The sequence below is a fragment of the Kitasatospora sp. NPDC032757 genome (assembly GCF_055579305.1).
On record NZ_JBVINN010000017.1, the window covers coordinates 65,388 to 72,239 of the forward strand.

The window sequence follows — 6,852 nt, forward strand, 5'->3', positions numbered from 1 at the left end:
TGGGGCTGGGGCTGCCGGGCGGTGGGTGCCGGCCGGCAGCCGTGGGGCGGTCGGCGCGGTGGGGCCGGGGGCTGATCAGGTGCCTGAGCCCGTCGAGGAGGCGGGCGACGTGGGCCGGCGCCCCGGCCGGGTCCGGCGGGGCGTGGCCGACCAGCAGGCGGTACCAGAAGAGGCCGTGCTCCGCTTCCTGGAGCAGTCCGACGCCGAGGCGCACGGCCGCTTCGCCGGTGTGCTGCTGGTCGCCACGCCGGCCCGGGACGTCGGCTACGACGTACTGAAGGAGTTCTTCGCCGAGCCGTTCGACTGGGAGCGGATCCGGGCCGCCGCGGACGGATTCCGCGTGCTCCAGGCCCTGGACGACCCGGTTAACCGGCCCGACCCGGCTGCGCACGCCCGCGACCTGGTGGCCGGGCTGGGTGCCACGGCCGTGCTGACGGCGGAGGGCGCGCACTTCGGGGCCACGCCGGACGACCACGTGGAAGTGCCGGAGGCGGTGCGGCTGGTGCGGGAGCTGCTCGCGGCGCGGCCACGGGACTGAGGTGGGCTGAGGTGAGGGTGGCGCCAGGGGTGCCGGGGGCGCCGGGGGTGCCGGGGGGTGCCAGGGGCGCCGGGGATGCCGGGGCGTTGGGGATCGGGGGCCGGGATCTGGGGGAGATCCCCCATCTGTCCCTGATCTCCGGCGCAGAGCCCCTATTGCCCTGCCCCCGGGCCCGGCGCGGCCGCTACCGTGGAACCCTCGGTGGGCCGGCCCGCGTTGGGTCCGGTGGGGGCCGGTTCGGCTGGCGGAAGGTGGCTCGTGATGGACGTGCTCGGCGTGATGCTCGGCCTGGCCCTGCTCTTCGGGCTCACGGTGGTGGTGCTGGCCGTGGTCGGCACCGTGAAGGCGGCGAAGGCGGTGGCCCAGAAGGTCGAGCGGCACGAGGCCAACGCCCGGCGCGCGGTCGAGAACGTCACCCTCAAGGCGAAGACGTACACCAAGCCCGGCCCGCAGGGCCAGATCTCGGCCGTCCGGCTCGGGCTGCGGACCTCCCTCGACGGCACCCGCCAGGTCCTGGAGAGCGGCCGCGCCCAGGACGGCCAGCTCGGCGAGTCGCTCGCCCTCCTGCGGCGGCTGGACGCCCACGCGGCGGAGCTGGACGGGGAGCTGCGACTCCTGGAGCGCGAGCCCGACGCCGGGCGGATCGCAGCCAAGCTGCCCGAGCTGCGGGAGCGGGCCGAGCGGATCACGCACTCCGCCGAGACCATGCGCTGGGCCGCCCAGGACCGGATGCACCGCTTCGCCGACGACGAGCTGAGCCGGCTCAGCCAGGAGTGCGAGAGCGAGGCGGGGGCGCTGCGGCACTGGGACTCGTCGGGCGGTGGCTCGGCGGGTGGTGTCGGAGGTTCCGGTGGGGCTGCTGCCGGGGGCGGCGAGGACGGGGGCCCTGCCCAGGGATCCGCCGCCGGCGGCGAGCAGGTGCAGCGGGCCGGGCTGACCGACGGCAGGAGCGGGCGGCCGAGCGCCGAGGAGCTGCTGGGGCTGGCCGACCCGCTGGCGCGGCTGGCGGACCGGCTGCGGAAGCCGTCGGCGGGCCCGTCGGCCCGCTGAGCAGGTGTGGGACCGGGGGCGGGCCTGGGCGGGCTCAAGCGGGTGTGGGCCCGGGGGGTGGCGGGCCTGAGCGTGTGTGGGCCGCAGGGCCGGGAGGGCGCGGGGCTCCGGGGTAGCGGCCGTTGCTCGGGGGGCGCCTTCGACCTGGTCGGTGCGCTGTCATCCGGGCCGGGCGCGGAGTAACCTCCGCCTCATGCCCGCCGCCCTCGCTCTCATCACCGATTCCACGGCCTATCTGCCGCAGGAAGCCGTCGACCGGTACGGAATCTCCGTGGTCCCGCTGAGCGTCGCGGTCGGTGACACGGTTCTCGCCGAGGGCGTGGAGATCTCCCCCAAGGACGTGGCCGAGGCGCTGCGTGGCAGGCAGCGGGTGACGACGTCCCGGCCCAGCCCCGAGGCCTTCGCCGCCGCCTACCGGGCGGCCGCCGAGGCGGGCGCGCAGGGGATCGTCTCGGTGCACATCTCCGGCGAGCTCTCCGGCACCGTGGAGGCGGCGCGGCTGGCGGCCGCCGAGGCGTCCGTCCCGGTGCAGGTGGTGGACAGCCGGCTGGTCGGCATGGCCCTCGGGTACGGCGTGCTGGCCGCGGCGGAGGCGATCGCGATCGGGCGGGAGGCGGCCGAGGTGGCCGCGGCCGTCACTCGGCGTACGGCGCTGACCAGTGGTTTCTTCTACGTGGACACCCTTGAGTACCTGCGCCGCGGGGGCCGGATCGGGGCGGCTCGGGCGCTGCTCGGGTCGGCCCTGGCGGTGAAGCCGCTGCTGCACCTGGACGGCGGGCGGATCGAGCCGCTGGAGAAGGTGCGGACGGCCTCCCGGGCGATCGCCCGGCTGGAGGAGATCGCGGTCGAGCAGGCGGGGGAGCGGGAGGTCGACATCGCCGTCCACCACCTGGCGGCCGAGGACCGGGCCGAGCCGCTCGCGGAGCGTCTGCGGGGGAGGGTCCCCGGGCTGCGGGAACTGTACGTGGGCGAGGTCGGTGCGGTGATCGGCGCGCACGCCGGGCCGGGGCTGCTGGCCGTGGTGGTCTCGCCGCGCTGAGGCGGGCTCGGACGGCGAGCTGAGACGAGCCGAAGCGGTTTGGGAGGGCGAGTGGTCAACCCTGAAGGGCGCTCCTCCCTCGTGTGAGTGACCTGATTTATCCACAACCCCCGGCTTTTCCACAGGCTTTCGGAAATTCTCACGCGGCCGTCCGGCCGCTCCTACCGTGCTCCGCATGACGCCCCTGACGAGCACGAGGATCGGCGCACGCAAGCGCCACGAGGTGGCCGAGACCGCCCGCCTGCGGATGGCGGCCCTGTTGCCTGCGGCCGAGGGACCGGTCGGAGCCGAGGAGACGACGACCACCGGGCCGCAGGCCGGTGGGTCGGCCGAGTCGTCCGTCGAGGCGTTGTCCGAGCAGCCGGCCGGTTCGCCGGCCGCGTCGTCGTCCGGGCCGCCCACCGGGCTGCCGTTCGGCCACCGGCCCGGTGGGCCGGCCGGTGAGGTGGCGGGCAGCGCGGTCGCCGCCGGCGCGGTGGCCGAGGGTGGCCCGTCGGCCGGCGCGCCGGATCGTGTGCCGTTCCGGTTGGGCCCGGCGGTGATGCTCGACCGGCGGGCCGTGGTGGGGCTGGCCGTCCTGCTGCTGCTCGCCGTCGGCTACGGCGTGCAGCACTTCTGGCTGGCCAGGCCGCAACCGGTCGACGTGCCGGCGATGGCGGTCGCCTCGGCGGAGCCGGGGGCTCACGTCCCGGGCCGGGCCGAAGCCACCCCCGGCCCGGCTCCGCCCGGTGCGGGCGGTCCGGACGCAAGCACCGTGGTGGTCGTCGACATCGGCGGCCGGGTGCACTCGCCCGGCGTGCACTCCCTCCCCGGCGGCTCCCGGGTGGCCGACGCCCTCCGCGTGGCCGGCGGCCCGCTGCCCGAGACGGAGACCAAGAACCTCAACCTGGCAAGGGTGCTGACGGACGGCGAGCAGATCCTCGTCGGCGAGTCCGCGGCCCCGCCGGCCGGCGGGGCGGGTGCCGGGCCTCCTGCGCCGGCCGGGCCGAAACAGCCGGTCAGCCTGAACCACGCCACCCTCGAACAGCTCGACACGCTCCCCGGAGTCGGTCCGACGCTCGCCCAGCGCATCATCGCGTTCCGCGCGGCCCACGGATCGTTCCGCTCGCTCGACCAGCTCCGGCAGGTGAGCGGCATCGGCGAGCGCACCTATGCGGAGATCAGGCCGATGCTCACCCTCTGACCGGCAGCCCTGTCGGGCCCGCCCGCCCTGCCCGTCGCCGTTCCCCGACCCGCCCAACCGGCCCCGCTGAAGGCCCGCTCAACCGACCCGGTCGAAGGGAGGTACCGTCATCGCCGCCACCACGGCCCTCGCCGTCCAGCCGCTCACCCGTCCGTCCTCGACTCCACCGTCGGTCAGCGACCTTCGCCTCCTCCTGCCCGCCGTCGCGGCGTGGTCCGTCACGGCGGCCGTCCTCGGTCCGGGCGCGGGCCACCGCTCCCTGCTGCTCCCGGCGGCGGCTGCGGCCGCGCTCGCCGCCGTCGTGCTGCTCATGCGCCCGGGCGTGCGCCGGCGCCGAGGCGCAGGCCTGACGGCGGCCGCGGTGCTGCTCACCGGTGCGGCGGCCACGGCCGTGACCTTGCTGCACACTGCTGACCTGCACCGGGGTCCGCTGCCGGCACTGGCCCACGTCGCCGGCCCCGCCCCCGAGGTGGGCGTCGAGCTGACCATCAGCGGCGACCCGAAGGCCCACACCTCCCGGACCAGAGGGACGGCCGCCGGGCAGGCAGTCCTCACCGTGGACGCCGTGGTGGACCAGGTCACCGTCCTGGCCGGTCCCGAACCCGGGCCGGGCGCCGGTGCGACCAGGACCCGAACCCCGGTGACCGTCCTGGCACGCGGACCGGAGATCGAGCAGTGGCAGCGGCTGCTTCCGTCGGCCCGGGTGGCCGCCGAGGCCGACGTCCGCCCCGCTGGGGAGGGCCACGACGACGAGTCGGCCGCGCTGCTGGTCGCGCACGGGCCGCCCCGAGAGCTCACATCGCCCAGCCTGCCGCAGCGGATCGCCGGCCGGCTGCGGGCGGGCCTGCGATCGGCGACCGACGGGCTCCCGCCGGACGCGCGCGGGCTGCTCCCGGGGCTGGTCGTCGGAGACACCTCGCGGCTGCCCGGCGACCTCCTGGACGCCTTCCGGGCCACCGACATGGCACACCTGGTCGCGGTGAGCGGGGCCAACCTCGCGATCGTCCTCGGCCTCCTGATCGGGGCGCCCGGCCAGGCCGGTACTCCCGAACGGCGAGGCCTGGCCGCCCTGTTCGGGATCCCCCTGCGCACCACCGCGCTGCTCGGCACGGCGGTCACGCTGGCCTTCGTCACCGTCTGCCGGCCCGAGCCCAGCGTGCTGCGAGCCGCCGGCACCGGTCTCATCGGCCTGCTGGCGCTGGCCACCGGCCGTCCGCGCCAGGCGGTGCCCGCCCTGTCCGCCACCGTCCTGCTCCTGGTGCTCGTCGACCCCTACCTGGCGCGGTCCTTCGGCTTCCTGCTCTCGGTGCTCGCCACCACCGGGCTGCTGGCCCTCGGCCCGCACTGGGCCCAGGCCCTGCGGGCACGTGGCTGGCCGCACCACCTGGCGGGCGCCGTCGGGGCGACGGCCGCGGCGCAGGCACTCTGCGCACCCGTGACGGTGGTGCTGTCCGGGCACATCAGCCTCGTCGCCGTCCCGTGCAACCTGCTGGCCGAGCTGGCCGTGGCCCCGGCGACGCTGCTCGGGTTCGCGGCGCTCGTCCTGGGTCCGCTCTCCCCGGCAGCAGCCCGGCTGCTCGCCGAGCTGGCAGGCCTCCCGGCCGGCTGGCTGGCGGCAGTGGCCCGGTACGGCGCCGAGCTGCCGGGCGGGCAGCTCTCCTGGCCGGGCGGCCTCCTCGGCACGGTGACGCTCGGGCTGGCCACCGTGGCGCTGTGCTGGACGGTGCCGCTCCTGCTGCCCCGGCGCTCCCGGGCACCCGGCCGCCGCCTTCGTGGCGGGTGGATCCGTCCGGTGGTCGCGGGTCTGCTCCTCCTCGTCCTGCTGGCCGTGCTGTTGCGCCCGCCCCTGCTCACCCGGCTCGCGACCGGTTGGCCGCCCCCGGGGTGGCGGCTGGTCATGTGCGACGTGGGGCAGGGCGACATGCTGGTGCTGCCGGTGGCTACGGACGGTGATTCGGTTCCGGACAGTGCGGTGGTGGTCGATGCCGGTCCGGATCCGCAGGCGGCCGACCGGTGCCTCCGGGATCTCGGGATCACCCGCGTCCCGCTCCTGCTGTTGACGCACTTTCATGCCGACCACGTGGAGGGTGTGCCGGGGGTGCTGCGGGGGCGTGCGGTCGGGGCGATCGAGGGAACGAACGTGAGCGACCCGCCGGGCGAGGCGGCACGGGTGTCCGGGTGGGCGACGGCTGCCGGGGTCCCGCTGTTGCGGGCCAGGCGCGGTGAACGGCGATCGGCCGGGCCGGGGTTGTCCTGGCAGGTGGTATGGCCGGAAGCGGAGCTGCCGGTGGATGCGTCCGGTGCCAACAATGCCAGTGTGGCGCTGTTGGTGACCCTCGCGGGCGGGTTGCGGCTGGCGCTCTTGGGCGATCTCGAACCACCGGCCCAGTCGGCGCTGCTGGGCAGATTGGGAGGCGGGGTCACGGTGGACGTCCTGAAGGTGGCCCATCACGGTTCGGCGCATCAGGACTGGGACTTGGCCGCGGCGCTACGCCCCCGGTTGGCGTTGGTCTCCTGCGGCGAGGGCAATCCGTACGGCCACCCGTCGGCCAGGACGGTCGATCACCTGCGTGCTCTCGGTGCCACGGTGCTGCGTACGGACCGCGCCGGGGACATCGCCGTCACGGGTGACACCCCGGCCCACCTCGCCGCGGCCGTCCACCCGCACAACGCCCATGCCGCGCACGGGCTTCGCGCTTCCCGTGGCCTCCACCCGGCCGGCGGGCCGCGCGGCCCGCCGGCCTGACCGCCCCCGCTCTCCGCTCTCCCCACCGGGAGGAGGGGACAGGGTGGGGAGGGGGTGGGGGGTGGGGGCGGGGCCCCAGGGTGACACGCCGGCCCGGGCACTGCCCGGGCCGGCGTGAGAAGAGCTCCCAGGCCATCGCTTCGGGCCCTGGCCCGGCACTCATGAAGCGGACCGGAAGGCCCTCAGCGCGGAGTGGGGGGGGGGGGGGGGGGGGGGGCCCCCCCCCCCCCCCGGAGAGAGAGGTGGCCCCCCCCCCCCCCCCCCCCCGCTCCTTCTTCCATTCGGCTTGGGCAGCC

At 76.4% G+C, this 6,852-nt stretch carries 5 protein-coding genes; all 5 read left to right on the forward strand.

From position 1 onward, the window contains the following. The first annotated feature begins 79 nt into the window (after nucleotides 1-79). The 5 genes from ACZ5WK_RS20250 (at nucleotide 80) to ACZ5WK_RS20270 (ending at nucleotide 6,556) form a co-directional block, all read left to right on the forward strand. Nucleotides 80-538 (forward strand): hypothetical protein, encoded by a 459-nt coding sequence (locus tag ACZ5WK_RS20250; protein ID WP_465548740.1) that lies wholly within the window; start codon nucleotides 80-82, stop codon nucleotides 536-538. A gap of 261 nt (nucleotides 539-799) precedes the next feature. Further along, a complete protein-coding gene (locus tag ACZ5WK_RS20255) occupies nucleotides 800-1,588 on the forward strand; it encodes a hypothetical protein (protein ID WP_465548741.1) in 789 nt (262 codons plus the stop codon). Nucleotides 1,589-1,781: 193 nt separating this feature from the next. Beyond that, nucleotides 1,782-2,627, forward strand: coding sequence for a DegV family protein (locus ACZ5WK_RS20260; protein WP_465548742.1), 846 nt, complete (start codon nucleotides 1,782-1,784; stop codon nucleotides 2,625-2,627). Between the two features lie 175 nt (nucleotides 2,628-2,802). Next, nucleotides 2,803-3,810 (forward strand): helix-hairpin-helix domain-containing protein, encoded by a 1,008-nt coding sequence (locus ACZ5WK_RS20265; protein WP_465548743.1) that lies wholly within the window; start codon nucleotides 2,803-2,805, stop codon nucleotides 3,808-3,810. Between the two features lie 322 nt (nucleotides 3,811-4,132). After that, the gene (locus ACZ5WK_RS20270) at nucleotides 4,133-6,556 is read left to right on the forward strand and encodes a ComEC/Rec2 family competence protein (RefSeq protein ID WP_465548744.1); all 2,424 of its coding nucleotides are present in this window, start codon (nucleotides 4,133-4,135) and stop codon (nucleotides 6,554-6,556) included. The last annotated feature ends 296 nt before the right edge of the window (nucleotides 6,557-6,852 follow it).

Coding starts and splice junctions, on each gene's coding strand:
- ACZ5WK_RS20255 (WP_465548741.1), top strand. CDS start 800: ATGGACGTGCTCGGCGTGATGCTCGGCCTGGCCCTGCTCTTCGGGCTC.
- ACZ5WK_RS20260 (WP_465548742.1), top strand. CDS start 1,782: ATGCCCGCCGCCCTCGCTCTCATCACCGATTCCACGGCCTATCTGCCG.
- ACZ5WK_RS20265 (WP_465548743.1), top strand. CDS start 2,803: ATGACGCCCCTGACGAGCACGAGGATCGGCGCACGCAAGCGCCACGAG.